The following is a 19,519-nucleotide window of genomic DNA, read 5'->3' as shown; positions in this document are numbered from 1 at the left end:
CCCCCGACCTGAATGGGGTGATGCGGGGCAAGGTGATGACAGGGGAGGGCTTCCTTTCCGGACGCCGTTTGCAGTTGGCACGGGGTGTGCTGCTGCAATGCATCATGGGCGGTTACCCACCCGCCCGTTTCTACGGCAGTGACGACGGTGACCTGGCCTTGGTCGCCGAGCCGGGCCAGGTCCATCGCCTGCCTTGGAGCGAGCGGCCGCGCGCTCTGGCGATCTGCGATGCCCAGGAGCTCGATGGCCGTCCTTCCGGGCTGTCCACGAGGGGGCTGCTGCGCAAGGTCGTTGAGCGCTATGCCGAACACGGCTGGAAGCCGGTGGTGGCGACCGAACTGGAGTTCTTCGTCTTTGCTCCCAACCCCGATCCGACCGAGGCCTTCCTGCCGCCGCTCGGCCTGGATGGTCGCCGCGAAGCCGGGGCTTCGGCGTTCAGTGTGTCCTCGAACAACGGCTTGCGTCCGTTCTTCGAGGAGGTCTATCGCGCCATGGAGGTCTTCGGCATGCCGCGGGATACCTTCATGCACGAGATGGGCGTCAGCCAGTTCGAGATCAATTTCCTCCATGGCGATCCACTGCTCTTGGCGGACCAGACCTTCCTGTTCAAGCACCTGCTCAAGGAAGTGGCACTCAAGCACGGTATCCAGGTGGTCTGCATGGCCAAGCCACTGGCGCACACACCGGGCAGTTCGATGCATATCCACCAGAGCGTGGTGACCCTCGACGGGGGGGCGAACATCTTCAGCGGTGCCGATGACGAACCGACGGCAGCCTTCGCTCATTTCATTGGTGGCCAGCAGGCGGCCATGGCGGATTTCACGGCGCTCTTCGCGCCCAACGTGAACGCCTACCAGCGCCTTTGCCACCCCTATGCTTCGCCCAACAATGCCTGCTGGTCCCACGACAACCGGGCGGCGGGACTGCGCATCCCGGCCAGCGCGCCGGTGGCGAGGCGGGTGGAGAACCGGCTGCCGGGCGCCGACGCCAACCCTTACCTGGCCATTGCCGCCAGCCTGGCGGCCGGGCTCTACGGGATCGAGCAGCAACTGCAACCGAGTGCGCCGATCCAGGGGGAATTCGAGGCGCCGGACGAACTGCTGCTGCCTTGTACCTTGCATGCGGCCATCGAGCGTCTGAAACACAGCGATCTGGCGCGTGAACTGTTCGGCAAGGAGTTCATCGAAGGCTACATTGCTACAAAGACGATGGAGCTCAGTAGCTTCTTCGATGAGATCACGCCCTGGGAACGGCGCATCCTCGCTGCCCAGGTGTGATCGATCCAGGGCCGCCCGATCGGGCGGTCCTCCCTGTACAAGGAGCCGCCTGGAGCGCCGATGCATCGGATCTGGAAGTCGTTTCGCGCACTGTATTTCGCCACCCTGCTCATGCTGATCGGCTCCGGCCTGCTCAGTACCTATCTGGGCCTGCGGCTCGCTGCGGACAAGGTAGACGGGCTCTGGGTCGGCGCCCTGATGGCAGCCAACTATTTCGGCCTGATCCTGGGCGGCAAGCTGGGGCACCGGTTGATCGCCCGGGTCGGGCATATCAGGGCCTATGTGGCCTGTGCCGGTGTGGTGACGGCGGCTGTGCTGGGCCACGGGTTGATTGATCTGTTGCCGGCGTGGCTGTTCATGCGGATGCTCGTTGGCCTGGGGATGATGTGCCAGTACATGGTGATTGAAAGCTGGCTGACCGAGCAGGCCGACGCGAGCCAGCGCGGACAGGTATTCGCTGGCTACATGGTGGCGTCCTACCTGGGCCTGGTATTGGGCCAGTTGGTGCTGGTCCTGCACCCCGGCCTCGGGCCCGAGCTGCTGATGCTGGTGGCGATGTGCTTTGCGCTGTGCCTGGTGCCGGTCGCGCTGACTCGCAAGTTGCACCCGGCGCCCCTGCATCCGGCGCCGCTGGAGCCGCGTTTCTTCATCAAACGGGTGCCGCAGTCCATGACCACCGTGCTGGTGTCGGGCCTGGTGATCGGCTCCTTCTATGGTCTGGCACCGCTCTATGCCACGGCCCAGGGACTGCCCATCAACCAGGTGGGCCTGTTCATGGGGAGCTGCATCCTGGCCGGCCTGTTGGTGCAGTGGCCACTGGGCTGGCTATCCGATCGCCATGATCGTGCCGTGCTCATCCGCGCGACTGCGGCTTTGCTCGCCTTGTCGGCTCTGCCGCTGGCGATCATGCCGCAGGCGTCCCTGGAAGTACTGTTCCCGGTAGGCTTCCTGGTCTGCCTGCTGCAGTTCAGCCTGTATCCACTGGCGGTGGCTTTCTCCAACGACCATATCGAACCCGAGCGGCGGGTTTCGCTCACCGCGATGCTGCTGATCACCTTCGGCGTGGGGGCGAGCATCGGCCCGCTGCTGACCGGCGCCTTGATGAAGCAGTTGGGGCCGAACATGCTCTATGCGTTCGTCTGCTTCTGCGCCGTGGTGCTGGTACTGCGCGTGCGGCCGGATGCAGTTACCGGTCTTCATCGTGTCGACGAGGCGCCGCTTCATCACGTGCCGACGCCCGACAACATGATCAGTTCGCCGCTGGTGGCTGCCCTCGATCCGCGCGTCGATGAGAAGTCGGTGCACGACCAGATGCAGAACGGAGATATCCCGCCGCCACCTACCGACGAGAGGCCGGAGCAGCCGCTAGCCGAAAAATAGTGGCCCAACGCCACGCCTTTTTTGCCCAATTATCGACCAGTACGGCTACCTGAGCTTCAAGCCCAAGGCCTGCCTTGGGACTTCAAGGAGGAACTGGTCATGACGTTGAGCATTTCCCTGCATCTGCTGGCCAGCGCCCCGCAGGCCAGCAAGCTCGACCAGCGGCTGCTTCCGGCGCTGGGGGAGGAGGGGCTGAGCCGGTTGCACAGGCAACTGGTGGCGCGTGTTCTCAACCTGCCGCCCCTGGGCTTCAGCGAACGGATTTTCTGGATCGAGGATGGACCGGACGAGGTCCTGGAAGCCCTGGCCGAGGACAACGACTGGATGGTGGTGGGCCAGCCAGTCGGCGACCTGGGGGAGCGAATGCGGCGCATCGCTGCTCTGGGACTTTCCGAAAACGATGCCGTGGTGCTCATCGGCCAGCATTGCCCGACGCTGGACGCCGACTACCTGTCTGCCGCCTGCGAAGCGCTCGACCGGCACCAGGCAGTGCTGGGGCCAACCGAAGATGGACGCTACGTGCTGCTTGGCCTGCGCTGCATCGACCCGCGCCTGTTCGAGTCCATACCCTGGGGCAGTGACCAGGTGCTGGCCCTGACCTGCGAACGTTTGCAGGCTCTGGAATGGCAGCATGGGCTGTTGCCATCGCTCTGGGTGTTGGACAGGCCCGAACACCTGCCGCGGCTGGGGCGGCTGGGGTTCAAGTTTGGGGGCGATTGAGCGTTAGGCTTTGTACGAAAAGTGCCTGCGGGCTTCGCGCGTGATGCTGCGTTGAAATCGGCCTCGTGCGCGAGTCCGATCAGAATGCTCATTTACAACGCGTAAACTGCGCTTCTTCGGCCGATTGACTCGCTGGCGCTCGCCCTTCGGGCCAGCCTTCGGCTGTTACTCCCGATGGTCGTTGCGCCTTGCCTGACCTTCGCTCGACGACTTTTCGTACAAACCCTAGAAGAGTTCGTCCTTGTCGAACCGTCGCGCCTCGCGTTGCAGTTGGTAGACGAAACGCTCGATGTTGCGTTGCACCAGTCCGCTCATCTGGTGGAAGCGAAGACCGACAAAGCTTATGCCGAGCTTCTCGTCGAAACTCAGATGGCGCAGTTCGATCGGTGTGGTAATGGGGCCGATCGGCATTCTGGCGGTGAAGCGTTCGTACACCTGTCCCGGCTGCAGGCGGCCGCTCAGGTTGCCGTCAAAACGCAGCTTGCAGCCCGTGGCGGAGACATCCAGCATCACGCCCTTGATCGGCGTTGACAGCTTGTCGCCATCCAGTTCGACGGGCACCAGCTGAGTCTGCTTGAGTGTCGCGCGGAAGGCGTTGCGGCGCTGGTGGTAGGTCACCTCGTCCGGCAGGGCGCACCAATAGCAGCGATCGCCCTCGAACTCGCCGACGGTCGCGGCTTGAAGGGTTTCCCAGGCAATGCGCACGCCTTCATGAAAACCTTCGATACGGAAGGTTTCGCCATTCTTCATGAAGCGCTCGCCATCGTTCGGGATCATTTCGTCCAGGGCGATCAGTCCGCGGTCGCGGTCCACTTCTACCAGGTAGCTCTGGAAGCGCTGATTACGGTCGTGGAAGGTGATGATCAGGGGATCGTGGTGTTGCTGCAGCAGACGAAGGTTGGCCAGGATCTCTACCGGTGCCTTGAGCACCTTGGGGGGTTGGGGGCCGTTCTCTTCGTGGAATGGGTTGGACACGGTCCAGGTCTCTCCAAACGCAAAGCGGACTGCTCAAAGCATAGTGGCATCATGCCGCCATGTCTTTGCGCTCTTCTTGTAATGTCTTGTCAGGCCTGGCTGAGCGGGCGCTGTTGGCCGATTCTAGCGGTAGCACCTCGGGCGTCATAGAGGCCGGGCGTGTCGCCGCCGCGCAGGATGCCGAGCATGTTGCCGACCGATGCGCGGTTGGCGCGGATCAACCGGCCATTGCGCTCGTTGATCGACTGGCAGCGGTCCAGCAGTTGGCCGAGCTCCTCGCTGCGGTCCAGCAGGTCCCGGCCCAGGGGCGAGCGTGCGGCAAGTTGCTCGAGACCGGCCCGATCGGCGCTGAGCTGGAGGCTGGCCAGCAACTGGCTGCGCTGGCGGCCGTGCTGGTCGAGCTGGGCAAGCAGGGGCTGCTTGTCTGCAAGCAGTTTCTCGAGGCGGACAAGGTCGCGCTCACCCAGAACCTGGAATTCTTCGTCCATCAGCTCAAGCAAACGCTTGGCGTGGCCGATATCGTCGGTGAACAGCTGAAGCAGGTTGGTATCGTGCATACGCGCTCTGGGGCCTAGCGTCCAGGTTCCCCAGCGCTGCCCGTGGACTAGCGCTGGGATTCGAAGTTCAGCAGCTTGCTGGCCACGCGCTTGCTATCGACCTGGTAGGAGCCGTCGGCAATGGCCTGCTTGAGCTTTTCCACGCGTTCCTTGTCCACTTCGGGCAGGTCGCGGAGTTTTTCGCCGGCTTTCTGCAGCAACTGAGCGTCGCTGCTCAGTTGCACGGATTCGCCGCTGCGGGCAGTCGGGGCCTGCTCGCCGGTGTTCTGGGTTGCAGCAGCCTGGCCGCTGGTGACGGTTTCGATCTTGCCAGCCTGAGTGTTGCCAGTACGCCCCGTGTTGGCGGGCGCTGGGCCGTTATTGGGCCGGTTGAAGTCGATGACCATGATGCTGAACCTCGGACGCTAGTTGGACGCTTACCGTTTTATCGGCCCTGTCCAGGATAACTTTAGAAAATTCTTTTATACCGGCTGAGTGTAGAAAAACAGCCTGCTCGGGCGCCAGCGGAATCATTCTACAGGTCCACTTCCACCTGGCCCGGGCCCTTGACGCGCGCCTTGACCACGCGTCCGGAACTCAGGTTCTTCACCCTGATCTGTGCGCCGGGTGCGCCATTGGCCATCGCCTCGCCCGGCATGCGTACGTTGATCGCCGTATTTCTGGCGCTGATCACCACCTGGTCGCCTTTGCTCACCACTTCGGCCTGCTGCAGATGCAGGGGGGCCAATACCTGGTCGGGGATCAGGGCACGCGTGGTCTTCTGGCCGAGGATCTGCCCGGTATCGGTCAGGAAACCCTGGCTGAGCGAACCGACATCGCGCTCGGCCAGGGCGACGTCCTGGGGCTCGATAGGCGCGCCGCGGCGCATCGGCCGAGTGACGACGACCACTTCGCGGTAAAGCTTCACCTGGGCCGGTACGAACACTGTCCAGGGGGCGCTGCCATCGCAACGAATGCGCACAGTGACCCGTCCCAGCGGCTGCGCCGGGCTTTCCAGCTTTGCCGTCAAATCCCTGCCGCACTCGGCCAGGCGCAAGCGCGGGTCGAGTCGATTGACCTGGATTTCGCTGCGCCCCTGGATATTGCCACGCCGCAGATATTCTTCGACGCTGTACTCAAGAAAGCCTTCGGCTGTGCCGATAAGCACCTCAGGCGATGTCATAGTCGCACTCGACGCCGGGCTGTAGCCGAGACAACACAAAGCGGGTAAAACAGCCGCAAGGCGATTGCGGCGTTTTGCCATCAAGTGTCGGAAAAGCGTCGTCATAGTGTTCATGCAAACTGAGAAGCAAGGCTCGTGCCGCCTGCTAGTCTGAAGCGGGCGCCTAACGACTTGTAATAGGAGTCTGGTCATGGCCGGTGTTTTGGATTCGGTTAACCAGCGTACCCAACTGGTCGGGCAGAACCGCCTGGAGTTGCTGCTGTTCCGTCTCGACGGATCGCAGCTCTACGGGATCAACGTGTTCAAGGTGAAGGAGGTGCTGCAGTGCCCCCGTCTCACCCTGATGCCCAAGTCCAGCCCAGTGGTGCGTGGGGTCGCCAATATCCGTGGGGGTACCATTCCGATTCTTGACCTGTCCATGGCGACTGGGCGCAGAGGCCTGGATGACCTGAAGAACAGCTTCGTCATCATCACGGAATACAACACCAAGGTGCAGGGTTTCCTGGTGCGTTCGGTCGAACGCATCGTCAACATGAACTGGGAGGAGATCCATCCGCCACCCAAGGGGACCGGTCGCGATCATTACCTGACGGCGGTTACCCGGGTCGACAAGCAGTTGGTGGAGATCATCGACGTCGAGAAGATCCTCGCAGAAGTGGCGCCCACTTCCGAGGTGGTGTCCGAAGGCGTGATCGACATCGAGACCCAGAGCAAGGCCGTCAGCAAGCGAGTCCTGATCGTCGACGACTCCTCCGTCGCGCGCAAGCAGGTGATCCGCTGCCTGGAAACCGTCGGCGTCGAGGTCAAGGCCCTCAACGACGGGCGCCAGGCATACAACTACCTGCGCGAGATGGTGGAGGAGGGCAAGGCGCCGGAACGGGAATTGCTGATGATCGTTTCCGACATCGAGATGCCCGAGATGGACGGCTATACCCTGACGGCGGAAATCCGCAACGATCCGCGCATGCAGAAACTGCATATCCTCCTGCATACTTCGCTCTCCGGGGTGTTCAACCAGGCGATGGTGAAGAAGGTGGGGGCGGATGACTTCCTCGCCAAGTTCAAGCCGGACGACCTGGCGGCGCGAGTCGTGGAACGCATCAAGGTAACGGACGGGGGCTGAGGCCCCCTGACACGGATATAGATCGGTGAGGCGCCCCTAGTGTCTTCAGGCAATGTGGATTTCGAGCAGTTCCGGGTGTTCCTGGAAAAGACCTGCGGCATCCTGCTGGGCAGCAACAAGCAGTATCTTGTCTCCAGCCGGCTGAACAAGCTGATGGAGCAGAACGGCATCAAGTCCCTGGGTGAGCTGACCCAGCGCATCCAGGGGTTCTCCCGTGGCGGCCTGCGCGAGCAGGTGATCGACGCCATGACCACCAACGAAACCCTCTGGTTTCGCGACACCTACCCCTTCGAAGTGCTGAAGAACCGGGTACTGCCCGAGTTGATCAAGGCGAGCCCGAACCAGCCGCTGCGCATCTGGTCGGCGGCCAGCTCCTCGGGGCAGGAGCCTTTCTCCATTTCCATGGCGATCGACGAGTTTGAGAAGGTCAACCTCGGCCAGCTCAAGGCGGGGGCGCGAATCGTCGCCACGGACCTGTCCAGTTCCATGCTGGCAGCCTGCCGTTCCGGCGAGTACGACAGCCTGGCCATGGGGCGCGGCCTGTCGCAGGAGCGCCTGGCGCGCTACTTCGATGCCAAGGGGCCAGGGCGTTGGGCGGTGAAGCCAGCCATCCGCAGTCGTGTGGAGTTCCGTCCGCTGAACCTGCTGGACAGCTACGCGGCGCTCGGCAAGTTCGACATCGTCTTCTGCCGCAACGTGCTCATCTACTTCTCCGCCGACGTGAAGAAAGACATCCTGACCCGCATCCACGCCACCTTGAAACCGGGCGGCTACCTGTTCCTCGGGGCATCCGAGGCGCTCAATGGCCTGCCGGATCACTTCCAGATGGTCCAGTGCAGTCCGGGGATCATCTACAAGGTGAAGTGAAAGAGGGAGGCCAATGGCCTCCCTCTTCATTTATCCGAACGCGCGTTACACCAGGGTCAGTGTCACGTTGATATTGCCGCGAGTGGCGTTGGAGTAAGGGCAGACGATGTGCGCCTTGTCCACCAGCTCCTTGGCGGCCTGCTTGTCCAGCCCGGGAAGGGAAATCTTCAGTTCGACTTCGATGCCGAAACCAGTCGGCAGGGTGCCGATGCCAACGGCACCTTCTATATAGGTGTCTTCACTGAGGTTGATCTTTTCCTTGCCTGCGACGAACTTGATGGCGCCGAGGAAGCACGCAGAGTAACCCGCCGCGAAGAGTTGCTCGGGGTTGGTGCCATCGCCGCCAGGGCCACCCAACTCCTTGGGAGTGGTCAGCTTCACATCCAGTACGCCGTCCGAGGACACGGCGCGACCTTCACGGCCACCGTAGGCTTCGGCGTGTGCGGTATACAGAGCTTTCTCGATGGGCATGGCGCGTCTCCGGTTGGGGGAAGAGACAACCAAGCCTAGTCAAAGGATCCGATCTGCCCACTGCCGTTTGACTGAAAAGGCCCTGCGTCAGGCTGTCAGCCAGTCGATGAACAAGGCGAACAATTCCGCCTGGGAGCTGATTTCCAGCTTGGTGTAGAGATTCTTGCGGTGCATGCGCACGGTTTCCGGGGAGATTTCCAGCACCTTGGCGCTGGACTTGGCCGAGTGCCCGCGCAGCAGCAGGTGGGCGATTTCCCGTTCGCGCTCGGTCAGCCGGTCGTTGCCGAAGTTCATGAAGGCTTCGCGAATCTGCTGGTTCAGCGCTGCTGGAGCCGCGGTGCGCAGGGTCGACGGGCCATGGCCGTCGAGGCAGCGGATCAGTCCGCCGCGCTCGTCGAACTGGCGTATCAATTCGTGTACCAGCGGTTGCACAGCCCGCAGCAGGTCAAGTTCGGTAGTGCTGAAACGGGCGCCACTGCGGCCTTGATAGACGCACAGCGACACCTTTCGCTGGCCGCCCAGGTCGACGATGAAGTGGGCATCTTCCACCGAGCCGCACTTCAGGTAGTAGGTGCGGTAGTACTCGCTGTTGAAGAAGTCATCTGGGGCGATTTCCGAAAGGTGGTAGAAGCCTTCCGCCAGGCCGTTCTCCAGCGCCAGGCAGAACGGGTCGAGCATGTAGCCGCGGGCGTAATAGCGTTCGATCAGCGCTTCGCGATATTCCGCCGGGATGCCCCGCTGGTAAAGCGGGCGCGGCGGCAGGCCCTTGCACTCCAGGCCGAGCAGCACCGATTCGATGGGCACCAGGCTGGCCAAGGCTTCGGCCAGGCGCTCGCAGAAAGTGGGCTCGGCGACGCTGGCCATGGCCCGGGCCAACCCCGCATGCCAGGCATGCAGGGTGGCGGGGGTGGTGTGGGTGGGGGAGGCTTCGGTCATGTCCGGCAGTCTACTGGCGCCGCTCGGCAGCGGCCAGACGCCGTCAATTGCCCGCATAGGCACCCCGTTGCTTGAGGTCTGCGGCGGTTTCGAGGATAGCCTCTCGCAGTGTCTCGACAATCTCGTCCACCTGGGCGCGAGTGATAGTCAAGGGCGGCGACATCACGTTCAGGTGCACGATGGGTCGTACCAGCAGGCCACGCTTCTGGGCTCGCAGGTGGATCTGCTCGCCGATGTTCAGTTCGTCGGGGAACAGCGCCTTGCTTGTCTTGTCGGCCACGAACTCGACGCAGGCCATCAGCTTCTTGCAGCGCACGCTGCCCACCAGCGGCAGGTCGGCCAGGCTTTGCAGGCGTTCCTCCAGATAAGTGCCGACTTCGTCCACATGGGCGAGCAGGTTCTCGCGCTGGATGATCTCGATGTTCTTCAGCGCACTCACGCAGCTCACCGGGTGCCCGCTGTAGGTGAAGCCATGGCTGAAGCAGCGTCCCTTGCCCGGCTCGCCAATCACTTGCCAGATGCGCTCGGAGAAGATGCAGGCGCCCAGCGGCAGGTAGCCGGAGGTCAGGCCCTTGGCAGTGGTGATGATGTCCGGCACCACGCCGAATACGTCTTCCGAGGCGAAGAAGGCGCCCAGGCGGCCGAAGGAGGTCACCACCTCGTCCGAGATGTAGAGCACGTCGTGGCGCTGGCAGATTTCCCACATGCGCTTGTGGTAGCCAGCCGGCGGGATGATCACGCCGCCCGAGCCCATGATCGGCTCGGCGAAGAAGGCGCCCACCCGGTCCGCGCCGAGCGTGAGGATCTTGTCTTCGAACTCGTTGACCAGGAACTCCAGGAACTGCGCCTCGTCCATGCCCGCTGGCGCCCGGTAGGGGTTGGGGCAGGAAATGTGGTGGATACGGTCCTTGAGGAAGTCGAACTCCGCCGGGCGGTCCGCCGCCTTGCCGCCAAGCGACATGGTAAGGAAGGTGGAGCCGTGGTAGGCGTTGATGCGGGTGATGACGTGCTTCTTTTCCGGCTTGCCGCGACAGTTCTGGTAGTACTGCACCAGGCGGTAGGCGGTATCCACGGCGGTGGAGCCGCCGGTGGTGAGGAACACGTGATTGAGGTCGCCGGGCGCCAGTTCGGCGAGCTTCTCGCAGAGCTCGATGGCGGTGACGTTGGCCATGTCGCAGAAGGGGTTGGAGTAGGCCAGGCGGCGGACCTGCTCGGCGATGGCGTCGGCCATTTCCTCGCGGCCCAGGCCGATGTTGGTGCACCACATGCCACCCACGGCGTCCAGGTAACGGTTGCCGGCCGTGTCGTAGATATAGGCGCCATTACCGGCGGCAATGTTCAGTGCCCCGTTTTCGCGGTGGTCGTCGAAGACGTGGTAGCCGTGCATGTAGTGCGCCTTGTCGGCGGCCATCAGGCGCTCGTTGTCGAACTGGGCGAAGAAGTCGGCGTTTGGCTTGTTCATGGTCGTGTTCTCGGGTACTGGGCAGTTCAATTCATTTGCCGGTCTTGACCGCATTCCAGGTGCGGGTAATCAGGCGCATGGCCTTGGGCGGCTGGGGCTTCTGGGTGAAGAGGCGCGCGCGGGTGGCGTCGTCCGGGTAGATCGCCGGGTCATTGCGCACTTCGGCCGCCACCAGGGGGGTGGCCGCCTGGTTGCTGTTGGCGTAGCGGATGTAGTCGGTGACTTCGGCGATCACCTTGGGTTGCAGCATGAACTCGATGAACGTGTGGGCGTTCTCCACATGGGGCGCGTCCCTGGGGATGTAGAAGTCATCGAACCAGATCAGCGAACCCTCCTTGGGAATGAAGTAGTCGAGCTTCACCTTGGCGCCGGCCTCTGTGGCGCGGGCCTGGGCGGTGGCGTAGTCGCCGGACCAGGTCATGGCGATGCACTGGTCGCCGTTGGCCAGGCCGTTGAGGTAGCTCATGGAGTCGAACTTGCGGATGTAAGGGCGCACCTTCATCAGCAGGTCCTGCGCAGCCTTGAGGTCCTCGGGCGCTGCGCTGTTCGGGTCGCGGCCGAGATACGCCAGTGCCAGTGGCAGCACATCGGTTGGGGAGTCGATCAGGGTCACGCCGCAATCGGCGAAGCGCGAGACGATCTCGGGGTCGAAAACCATCGCCAGAGAACCGATAGGCGCATCAGGCATGCGTGCCTTGATCATGTCCACGTTGTAGGTGATGCCGTTGCTGCCCCAGGTGTAAGGCGCCGAGTACGCAACGCCCGGGTCGAAGTGTTCGAGGCTGGCCAGTACCTGTGGGTCCAGATTGCCCCAGCTCGGCAGCCGGCCCTTGTCCAGCGGCTGGAAGACTCCAGCCTTGAGCAGCGGCGGCACCAGGGCGGCGTTGAGCACCACCAGGTCGTAGCCGGAGCGGCCCGGCAACAGCTTGCCCTGGACCGTCTCGTAGGAGTCGAAGGTGTCGTAGACCACCCGGATGCCGGTGGCTTTCTCGAACTCGGCGAGGGTGCGTTCGCCCATGTAGTCCGACCAGTTGTACAGGCGCAGGGTATTGCCGTCGTCCGCCGGGCTCAGGGCCGGCAACAGGATGAGCGTCGCGCCGAGTGCTGCGACCAGGGGCTTGCACATGTCGGTTCACCTCTATTGTTGTTATCGAATCGCCTCGCTACCTACTTTGTGCCCCTTGCGAGGCAGCGGCCATAACCCGAACGGGTAGGTGGAATCGGTACCTTCCTGTACAGTCGTTCAGATTCGCCGCACCACTACAGGAGCTTTCGGCATGACGACCCAGGATGTGCGCTACTCCCGTCTGGACCCCGAGTTGCGCAAGGCCCACCTGATCGAAGCGACTCTCACCTGCCTCAAGCGCCATGGCTTCCAGGGCGCGTCGATTCGCAAGATCTGCGCGGAAGCCGGGGTCTCGGTGGGACTCATCAACCACCATTACGCCGGCAAGGACGAACTGGTGGCCGAGGCTTACCTGGCGGTGACGGGCCGGGTGATGAAGCTTCTGCGCGATGCCATCGACGAGGCGCAGCCCAGTCCACGTGCACGGCTATCGGCGTTCTTCCAGGCGTCCTTCGGCGCTGAACTGCTGGACCCGCAACTGCTGGAAGCCTGGCTGGCGTTCTGGGGCGCGGTGAAGACCGCCCAGGCGATCAACTCGGCCCACGACCAATCCTATGGCGAATACCGCGCCATCCTCGCCAAGGCGCTCACCCATCTCGCGCTGGAGGAGGGCTGGCAGGGGTTTGATGCGGAGCTGGCAGCCATCAGCCTGAGCGCCTTGCTCGATGGCCTCTGGCTGGAGTCCGGGCTGAATCCGCAGACCTTCACCCCGGAGCAGGGCGTGCAGATCTGCGAAGCGTGGGTGGACGGCCTGCAGGCGGGTGGCATGCAGCGCTTCCTGCGCCCCGTCGGGGGCCGTTGATCGTTCGTTCTGCTGACGATAACCTCCCGCCACTTCGAACAATAAGAACGCCTCGCCCATGTGCGCAGGCAGAGGACAACCGCGATGTCTCCCAGTGTGCTGATCGTCGACGACGATCCGCTGATCCGTGAACTGCTCCAGTCCTACCTCGCCCAGGAGGGCTATCAGGTGCGTTGCGCCAGTACCGCCGAACAGGCAGAAGCCGCGCTGGCGGAAAGCCCGGTGGACCTGGTGATGCTCGACATCCGCCTGCCCGGCAAGGACGGCCTGACCCTGACCCGCGAGCTGCGCGTGCGCTCCGAGGTCGGCATCATCCTCATCACCGGCCGCAACGACGAGGTTGACCGCATCGTCGGCCTCGAATGTGGCGCCGACGACTACGTGGTCAAGCCCCTCAATCCCCGCGAGCTGGTGTCTCGCGCCAAGAACCTGGTGCGCCGGGTGCGCCATGCGCAACAGCCGGCTACGGCTACCAGCGCCCAGCTCAAGCGTTTCGCCGGATGGTTGCTGGACAGCGACCGCCGCCGCCTGATCGACCAGGACGGTAGCGAAACCCTGCTTACCCATGGCGAGTTCCAGCTGCTCAGCGTGTTCTTGCGCAACGCCGGGCACACCCTCAGCCGCGACCAGTTGATGGACCAGATCCGCAACCGCGAATGGCTGCCCAACGACCGCTCCATCGACGTGCTGGTGGGGCGCCTGCGCCGCAAGCTGCGCGACGATCCGGCCGAGCCGCAGTTGATCATCACCATCCACGGCGCGGGCTACCTGTTCACCGCCAATGCGACCGCAGCCTGATTGCATGGCCCGTGTCTGGCTGCTGCTAGCGCTGTTGCTGGGCTCCACGGTTTTGGCCGCGCAGCCGGTGCGCTACTGCGATCATCCGGTCTATCCCCCCATCTCCTGGAGTGACGGCAAGCACATGCGCGGCCTCGCGCCCCAGGTGGTGAACGCGGTAATGGCCAGCCTGGGCTACGAGGTCGAACTGGTCACGCTGGGGAACTGGAAACGCTGCCTGCTGGACGCTGCCGAGGGGCGGGTGGATGTTGTCCTGGCCTATCGTACCCAGCCACGCGAGGGCTTCCTGCGGTTTGCGTCGGTACCTGTACTGCGCGAGGAAGTGGCGATCTTCTACAACCGCCTGCACCCGCTGAAGGTCGAACGCCTGGAGGACCTGACCCATTTTCGCGGCGGCCTGCTTTTCGGCGAGAGCTATGGCGAGGCCTTCGATCAGACCGTCGCCCGTGCGGGCAATATCGAATGGGTCTCCGACAGCCACCAGAATTTCGGCAAGCTGATCCGTGGCCGCATCGACTTCGTACCCCATGAACGCCGGACCGGTCGCCTGTTCGTCGAGTACCTGTCCGGCGGCGGCGACATCCGCAGCTTGCCAACCACACTCGCGGTGGACTACCTGCGGATGGCGATATCGCGCCACTCGCCACTGGCCGCGCGCATGGACGAGATCAACCGGGAATTGCAACGCCTGACCGACTCCGGCCAGATCGAGCGTTGGCTCAACGAGAGCGAAGCCACCTACCGCGACATGGTCGTGCAGCCGGAGCCGCAGCCATGAGCCGGCAGCAACCCAGCAGCGGGTTGCTGCGCAGGCTGCTGCTGTTCATCCTGATGTTCAGCCTGTGTTTCACCCTGGTCGCCAGCGCCGTGCAACTGCACCTCGAATATCGCCGCGAGATGCGCGAGATCGAAGGACGCCTGGCGCTGATCCGGGATGGCTACCTGGCCAGCTTCGAACGCAGCCTCTGGGACCTCAACCAGGAGCAGCTGAAAATGCAGTTGCGCGGGTTGGCTGACTTCCCCGATATCGCCCAGGTGCGCCTGACCAGCAGCGACTTCGACCTGCAGGAGGGGGGCAGCGAGCCCACCGGTCCTTTGCGCCGCGAGCGTTTTGCGCTGTCCTACCAGCCGCAGGGCGGCGAAGTGCGACAACTGGGCGAACTGGAGGTTGTCGTCGACCTCGGCGCCGTTTACCGACGCCTCTATGCCACCGGCCTGACCAGCCTGCTGTGGATGGGGGTATTCCTCTGTGGCCTGGCGGTGGCCCTGTCCTGGCTGTTCCACCGACTGGTGACCCGCCACCTGCGGGTGATGGCCGACTTCGCCCGGCGCATCGCCGCCGGCGACTGGCGCGAGGCCCTGCGGCTGAACCGCCGCCCCGGGCGCGGCGCCGACGAGATCGACACGGTGGCCCAGGCGCTGGACGACATGCGCAGAGCCATCCTCGACGACATGCAGCGCCGCGAAGACGACCGCGCTGCCCTGCAGGGCCTGGTGGAGCGCCGCACCGCCAGCCTGCAGCGGGCCAAGGAAGAGGCCGAGGCGGCCAACCTGGCCAAGTCGCGCTTCCTCGCCACCATGAGCCATGAAATCCGCACCCCGCTCAATGGCATCCTCGGCATGGCCGAACTGCTTCGCGGCGCTGCTCTCGGCGAGCGCGACAGCCAGCGTCTGGAAGCGCTGCACAAGGCCGCCGAGGGGTTGCTGGCGATCCTTAACGAGGTGCTCTACTTCGCCCGCATGGAAGAGGGGGAAAGCAGGCCTGAGCTGGTCGACTTCTCCTTGCCGGCCCTGCTGGACCAGGTGCTTACCCTGCTGGAGCCTCGGGCCAGCGAGAGCGGCACCATCCTGCGTTCACGCCTCGATCCGGGGGTACATGGCCGCTGCCATGGCGCCGAGCAGTTCCTTCGCCAAGTGCTGAGCAACCTCCTGGCCAACGCGGTGAAGTTCACCGAGGACGGCGAAATCCTGGTGGAAGTGCAACTGCTGGAGGAGCTGCCCGGTGGCCAACGCCTGCGTATCAGCGTTAGCGACGACGGCATCGGCATCGCCCCGGAAACGCAGGTGAAGATTTTCGAGCGCTTCACTCAGGCCAACGAGGCCGTGGCCCAGCGCTATGGCGGAACTGGCCTGGGTTTGGCCATCAGCAAGCGGCTGGTGGAGCTGATGGGCGGGAAAATCGGTGTCCAGAGCATTGAAGGCGAGGGCAGCTGCTTCTGGTTCGAACTGGTGCTGGGGGCTGCCCGCGATCAGGCGGTCGCCCCTATGGTCCTGCCTCTGTCCCGGTCGCTCGACGTGCTGGTGGTAGAAGACGTCGCCCTCAACCGCGAAGTCGTCGCCGGGTTGCTGGAGCGCGACGGCCATCGGGTCACCCTGGCCGAAGATGCTGAGCCGGCTCTGGCGCTGTGCCGGCAACGGCGCTTCGACCTGCTCCTTCTCGACCTGCACCTACCGGGCATGCCCGGTACCGAATTGTGTCGCCTGATCCGTGACGATATGCAGGGCATGAATCGCGGCAGCCGCATCCTCGCGTTCACCGCCAGCCTGCAACCGGCCCTGGTGCGCAGCTGCCTGGATGCCGGCATGGACGGCGCGCTGGCCAAGCCGCTGAAGCTGGACGATCTGCGTCGGGCCTTGGCCGGGCAGGAGGGCAAGCAGGAAGAAGGGGACGATGCTGAACTGCTGGATCAGCAACTGCTGGACACCCATCGCGGCCTGCTGGGCGAACAGAAGGTGCGCGGTCTGCTAGAGCTGCTGCGGCGTATGCTCGAAGAACATCGCGTCGGGTTGCTGGAAGCGCTGGTGGCCGAGGATTGCGCCGAAGTCGGGCACCTCGCCCATCGCCTCGCCGGCAGCAGCGAGTCCCTCGGCCTGCGCGCCCTGGCCGCCTGCCTGAGGGAACTGGAAACGGCGGCCCAGGCCGGCGATGCCGCCGCCTTGCGGGCCCTGCAGCCGGGTCTGGAAGAGCTGCTGCAACGCTCCGCCCGCGCGCTGGACGGCCTGCTGCAGACGGCTGGTTGAAATCGAACAAATTCCTTACGACTTTTTACAACTTCGATCCCGGCATACAACGGCGTCTTACAAGTCTTTCCAATAATCGGTCCGAACCGCGTTTCGCGTGGTTTCAGTGGCCTATTGGAGACAAGAATAATGACCTACAAAGCCCACCACTCCCGCCACCTCCATCCGGAGGTGCGTCATGTCTGAAGAACGAATCCAGCTCACCCGTGCGCTGAAAAGCCGCCATATCTTCATGCTGTCCTTGGGCGGCGTGATCGGCACCGGCCTGTTCATGGGGTCGGGATTCACCATCAACCAGGGCGGGCCAGCCGGCGCCGTGCTGGCCTACCTGGTCGCCGGTCTGCTGATGTACCTGGTGATGGTCTGCCTGGGTGAACTCTCGGTGCAGATGCCGGTTTCCGGCTCCTTCCAGGCCCACGCCACCCGCTACGTCGGCCCGGCCACGGGGTTCATGGTGGGCTGGGTCTACTGGTTGAGCTGGGCCACCACCGTCGGCCTGGAGTTCACCGCCGCCGGCATGCTGATGGACCGCTGGTTCCCTGATGTCCCCGTCTGGTACTGGTCGGCGCTGTTCGTTGCCCTGTTGTTCGGCATCAACTCCCTCAGCACCCGTGCCTTCGGTGAGGCCGAGTACTGGTTCTCGGGCATCAAGGTAGCGGCCATCCTCATCTTCATCGTCGTCGGTATCCTGGCCATCTTCGGCGGACTGCCGCTGGCCAATGGCGAGCCGGCGCCGAAGTTCAACAACCTGCTCGGCGACAGCCTGTTCCCCAATGGCATCTCCGCGGTGCTCGCCGTGATGATGACGGTGGTCTACGCCTTCCAGGGTTGCGAGATCATGGGCGTCGCCGCTGGAGAAACCGACCAGCCGGAGAAAAGTATCCCGCGCGCGGTGCGCAACGTGGTATTCCGCGTGCTGATCTTCTACGTGCTGGCGATTATCGTGCTGTCCGCCATCGTGCCGTGGCAGCAGGCCGGCCTGGTGGAAAGCCCCTTCGTCCAGGTGTTCGACATGGTCGGCATCCCCTTTGCGGCCGACCTGATGAACTTCGTGATCCTCACCGCCATCCTCTCGGTGGGCAACTCCGGTCTCTACGCCTGTACCCGCATCCTCTGGGCGATGTCCAAGACAGGCATGGCGCCGCAGGGGCTGGCGAAGCTCAACAAGCGTGGTGTGCCGGTCTACGCCCTGTCCATCACCCTGTGCTTCGCGCTGCTGTCGCTGCTGACCAGCTTTGTCGCGGCCGACACCCTGTTCGTGGTCCTTACCGCCATCAGCGGTCTGGCCGGCACCGTGACCTGGATCGTCATCGCCCTGGCCCAGTACCGCTTCCGCCGTGAGCACTACAAGGCCGGCGGCACCGTCCATGACCTCAAGTACGCCGCACCGCTGTTCCCGCTGATCCCGGTGGTGTGCGTCCTGCTGTGCGTTTCGCTGTTCGTCTTCCTGGCCCTGGATCCAACCCAGCGCCCGTCGCTCTACTGGGGCTTCGGTTTCATTGCGCTCTGCTACGGGGCCTACTACTTCCTGCAGTTCAAGCGCCAGCGCAGTCTTGCGCCGATCCCGGCGGCCTGATCCAGCCGGTACCCGCAAAAGCGCGGCAGAGCAATCTGCCGCGCTTTTTTGTTGGACCCTCGCGAAGGACATAGCGGCCTGCGCGGACTGTTCCGTCTCCCTTCCCAGGGCAGGCCTGCGGCCTGCTTCGCGAATGAATTCGCCCCACAGGAAAAGCGCATAGCCAACTGCCTGCGCGGACTGCTCCCTCTCCCTCCGGGAGAGGGCAGGGGTGAGGGCAGCCGACCCCCCGCTGGATCTCCCCTGGCCCGACCCTCCCCGGTTTCGAGTTGTTCAAAGATGTAACAACGCCCGCGACCGCATTCCGTTTAGAAATAAAAAATCAAATAAAAACAATTAGATATGTAATTTATGGGGCCGTTACATACCCCATTCGGGCAGGATTGCCGTCTTGTTGAACAGTCGTTTAGGATCGCTCCAACTTCCTCATCATCAACGACAACAAGACGAGGGCTGCAATGACCAAACTGCTCAGCCAGGTCGATGCCGGCATCGCCCGGATCACCCTGAACCGTCCCCAACAGCGCAATGCGCTGGATATCCCCACCCTGAATGCCCTGCTCGAACTGCTGGACGCCCATGAAGCCGATCCGGCCGTGCGCGTGCTGGTGCTGAGTGGGGAGGGTCGCAGCTTCTGCGCCGGCGCGGACCTGGCCGAATGGGCCGCGGCCGAAGCCCGCGGCGAACTGGAAACCTACGGCTGGACCGAAACCGCCCATGCCCTGATGACCCGGTTGCATGGCCTGACCAAGCCGACCATTGCCGCGGTCAACGGCACTGCCGTCGGCGCGGGGATGGACCTGGCGCTCTGTTGCGACTTCCGTATCGCGGCGCAATCGGCTCGCTTCAAGGCTGGCTACACCGGCATGGCCTACTCGCCCGACGCCGGTGCCAGCTGGCACCTGCCGCGCCTGATCGGCGCCGAGCAGGCCAAGCGCCTGCTGTTCCTCGATGAACTCTGGGGCGCCGAGCGGGCCTTGTCCGTTGGCCTGGTGGGCGAAGTGTGTGCCGATGAGCGCTTGCAGGCGCAGGCCGGAGAGCTGGCCGAACGCCTGGCCGCTGGCCCCACCTTCGCCTTCGCCCAGACCAAAACGCTGATCCGTGATGGCGCCAGTCGCAGCCTGGCCCAGCAACTGGTGGCGGAACAGAGCGCCGGACTGCTCTGCGGCCGCAGCGACGATGCCGCTGAAGCCCTGCGTGCCGTTGCCGAGAAACGCGCTCCCCAATTCTCCGGCCGCTGATGCGCCGAACCCGACAGAGGACAAC

Annotated in this window: 19 protein-coding genes; 11 read left to right on the top strand and 8 right to left on the bottom strand. The window is 63.8% G+C overall.

Annotated elements, in window-relative coordinates; genetic code table 11:
• Positions 1–35 precede the first annotated feature (35 nt).
• The 3 genes from THL1_RS19875 to THL1_RS19865 all read left to right on the top strand — a co-directional run bounded on the left by THL1_RS19875 (position 36) and on the right by THL1_RS19865 (position 3,377).
• Positions 36–1,277, top strand: a complete 1,242-nt coding sequence (locus tag THL1_RS19875; protein ID WP_162493752.1) for a glutamine synthetase family protein — start codon at positions 36–38, stop codon at positions 1,275–1,277.
• A gap of 60 nt (positions 1,278–1,337) precedes the next feature.
• A complete protein-coding gene (locus THL1_RS19870) occupies positions 1,338–2,657 on the top strand; it encodes an MFS transporter (protein WP_069084842.1) in 1,320 nt (439 codons plus the stop codon).
• Positions 2,658–2,756: 99 nt separating this feature from the next.
• Positions 2,757–3,377 carry a TIGR04282 family arsenosugar biosynthesis glycosyltransferase gene (locus THL1_RS19865; protein WP_069084841.1) on the top strand — a complete coding sequence of 207 codons (621 nt, stop codon included), beginning with the start codon at positions 2,757–2,759 and terminating at the stop codon, positions 3,375–3,377.
• 225 nt (positions 3,378–3,602) lie between these two features.
• Here THL1_RS19865 and THL1_RS19860 read toward each other — a convergent pair whose 3' ends face one another.
• The 4 genes from THL1_RS19860 to flgA all read right to left on the bottom strand — a co-directional run bounded on the left by THL1_RS19860 (position 3,603) and on the right by flgA (position 6,185).
• Positions 3,603–4,352: a flagellar brake protein gene (locus THL1_RS19860; protein ID WP_069084840.1), complete on the bottom strand. Its 750-nt coding sequence runs from the start codon at positions 4,350–4,352 to the stop codon at positions 3,603–3,605.
• 89 nt (positions 4,353–4,441) lie between these two features.
• The gene (locus THL1_RS19855) at positions 4,442–4,909 is read right to left on the bottom strand and encodes a flagella synthesis protein FlgN (RefSeq protein WP_069084839.1); all 468 of its coding nucleotides are present in this window, start codon (positions 4,907–4,909) and stop codon (positions 4,442–4,444) included.
• Positions 4,910–4,956: 47 nt separating this feature from the next.
• Positions 4,957–5,295 carry a flagellar biosynthesis anti-sigma factor FlgM gene (gene flgM, locus THL1_RS19850; protein ID WP_069084838.1) on the bottom strand — a complete coding sequence of 113 codons (339 nt, stop codon included), beginning with the start codon at positions 5,293–5,295 and terminating at the stop codon, positions 4,957–4,959.
• A 128-nt stretch (positions 5,296–5,423) separates the two neighbouring features.
• A complete protein-coding gene (gene flgA, locus THL1_RS19845; RefSeq protein WP_069084837.1) occupies positions 5,424–6,185 on the bottom strand; it encodes a flagellar basal body P-ring formation chaperone FlgA in 762 nt (253 codons plus the stop codon).
• Positions 6,186–6,261: 76 nt separating this feature from the next.
• Here flgA and THL1_RS19840 point away from each other — a divergent pair, with 76 nt between their 5' ends.
• Together THL1_RS19840 and cheR are read left to right on the top strand one after the other, a co-directional pair.
• Entirely contained in the window at positions 6,262–7,194 is a 933-nt protein-coding gene (locus THL1_RS19840) for a chemotaxis protein CheV (RefSeq protein WP_069084836.1), read from the top strand.
• A 39-nt stretch (positions 7,195–7,233) separates the two neighbouring features.
• The gene (cheR, locus tag THL1_RS19835; RefSeq protein ID WP_069084835.1) at positions 7,234–8,061 is read left to right on the top strand and encodes a protein-glutamate O-methyltransferase CheR; all 828 of its coding nucleotides are present in this window, start codon (positions 7,234–7,236) and stop codon (positions 8,059–8,061) included.
• Between the two features lie 45 nt (positions 8,062–8,106).
• Here cheR and THL1_RS19830 read toward each other — a convergent pair whose 3' ends face one another.
• The 4 genes from THL1_RS19830 to THL1_RS19815 all read right to left on the bottom strand — a co-directional run bounded on the left by THL1_RS19830 (position 8,107) and on the right by THL1_RS19815 (position 12,056).
• Complete coding sequence (locus THL1_RS19830; protein WP_069084834.1) at positions 8,107–8,532, bottom strand: organic hydroperoxide resistance protein; 426 nt, start codon at positions 8,530–8,532, stop codon at positions 8,107–8,109.
• Positions 8,533–8,619: 87 nt separating this feature from the next.
• Positions 8,620–9,468, bottom strand: a complete 849-nt coding sequence (locus THL1_RS19825) for a helix-turn-helix transcriptional regulator (RefSeq protein ID WP_069086572.1) — start codon at positions 9,466–9,468, stop codon at positions 8,620–8,622.
• 43 nt (positions 9,469–9,511) lie between these two features.
• Positions 9,512–10,930 carry an aminotransferase gene (locus tag THL1_RS19820; protein ID WP_069084833.1) on the bottom strand — a complete coding sequence of 473 codons (1,419 nt, stop codon included), beginning with the start codon at positions 10,928–10,930 and terminating at the stop codon, positions 9,512–9,514.
• 31 nt (positions 10,931–10,961) lie between these two features.
• On the bottom strand, positions 10,962–12,056 hold the full coding sequence (locus tag THL1_RS19815; RefSeq protein ID WP_069084832.1) for a polyamine ABC transporter substrate-binding protein: 1,095 nt from the start codon (positions 12,054–12,056) through the stop codon (positions 10,962–10,964).
• A 151-nt stretch (positions 12,057–12,207) separates the two neighbouring features.
• On the opposite strand from THL1_RS19815, the gene THL1_RS19810 reads away from it, so the two are divergent.
• The 6 genes from THL1_RS19810 to THL1_RS19785 all read left to right on the top strand — a co-directional run bounded on the left by THL1_RS19810 (position 12,208) and on the right by THL1_RS19785 (position 19,494).
• On the top strand, positions 12,208–12,858 hold the full coding sequence (locus tag THL1_RS19810; protein WP_069084831.1) for a TetR family transcriptional regulator C-terminal domain-containing protein: 651 nt from the start codon (positions 12,208–12,210) through the stop codon (positions 12,856–12,858).
• An 84-nt stretch (positions 12,859–12,942) separates the two neighbouring features.
• The gene (locus THL1_RS19805; RefSeq protein ID WP_069084830.1) at positions 12,943–13,656 is read left to right on the top strand and encodes a response regulator; all 714 of its coding nucleotides are present in this window, start codon (positions 12,943–12,945) and stop codon (positions 13,654–13,656) included.
• 4 nt (positions 13,657–13,660) lie between these two features.
• Positions 13,661–14,434: a substrate-binding periplasmic protein gene (locus THL1_RS19800; protein WP_069084829.1), complete on the top strand. Its 774-nt coding sequence runs from the start codon at positions 13,661–13,663 to the stop codon at positions 14,432–14,434.
• Positions 14,431–16,677 carry an ATP-binding protein gene (locus THL1_RS19795; protein WP_069084828.1) on the top strand — a complete coding sequence of 749 codons (2,247 nt, stop codon included), beginning with the start codon at positions 14,431–14,433 and terminating at the stop codon, positions 16,675–16,677. The genes THL1_RS19800 and THL1_RS19795 overlap by 4 nt, the downstream gene beginning before the upstream one ends.
• A gap of 178 nt (positions 16,678–16,855) precedes the next feature.
• Complete coding sequence (locus THL1_RS19790) at positions 16,856–18,253, top strand: amino acid permease (protein ID WP_069084827.1); 1,398 nt, start codon at positions 16,856–16,858, stop codon at positions 18,251–18,253.
• A gap of 458 nt (positions 18,254–18,711) precedes the next feature.
• Positions 18,712–19,494 carry an enoyl-CoA hydratase/isomerase family protein gene (locus THL1_RS19785; RefSeq protein WP_069084826.1) on the top strand — a complete coding sequence of 261 codons (783 nt, stop codon included), beginning with the start codon at positions 18,712–18,714 and terminating at the stop codon, positions 19,492–19,494.
• Positions 19,495–19,519: the final 25 nt, after the last annotated feature.

Origin of the sequence: Pseudomonas sp. TCU-HL1 (genome assembly GCF_001708505.1) — a bacterium.
In the GTDB taxonomy this organism is placed as follows: domain Bacteria; phylum Pseudomonadota; class Gammaproteobacteria; order Pseudomonadales; family Pseudomonadaceae; genus Metapseudomonas.
The sequence above is the reverse complement of the archived record's forward strand: the minus strand, read 5'-3'. Positions and strand labels throughout refer to the sequence as shown.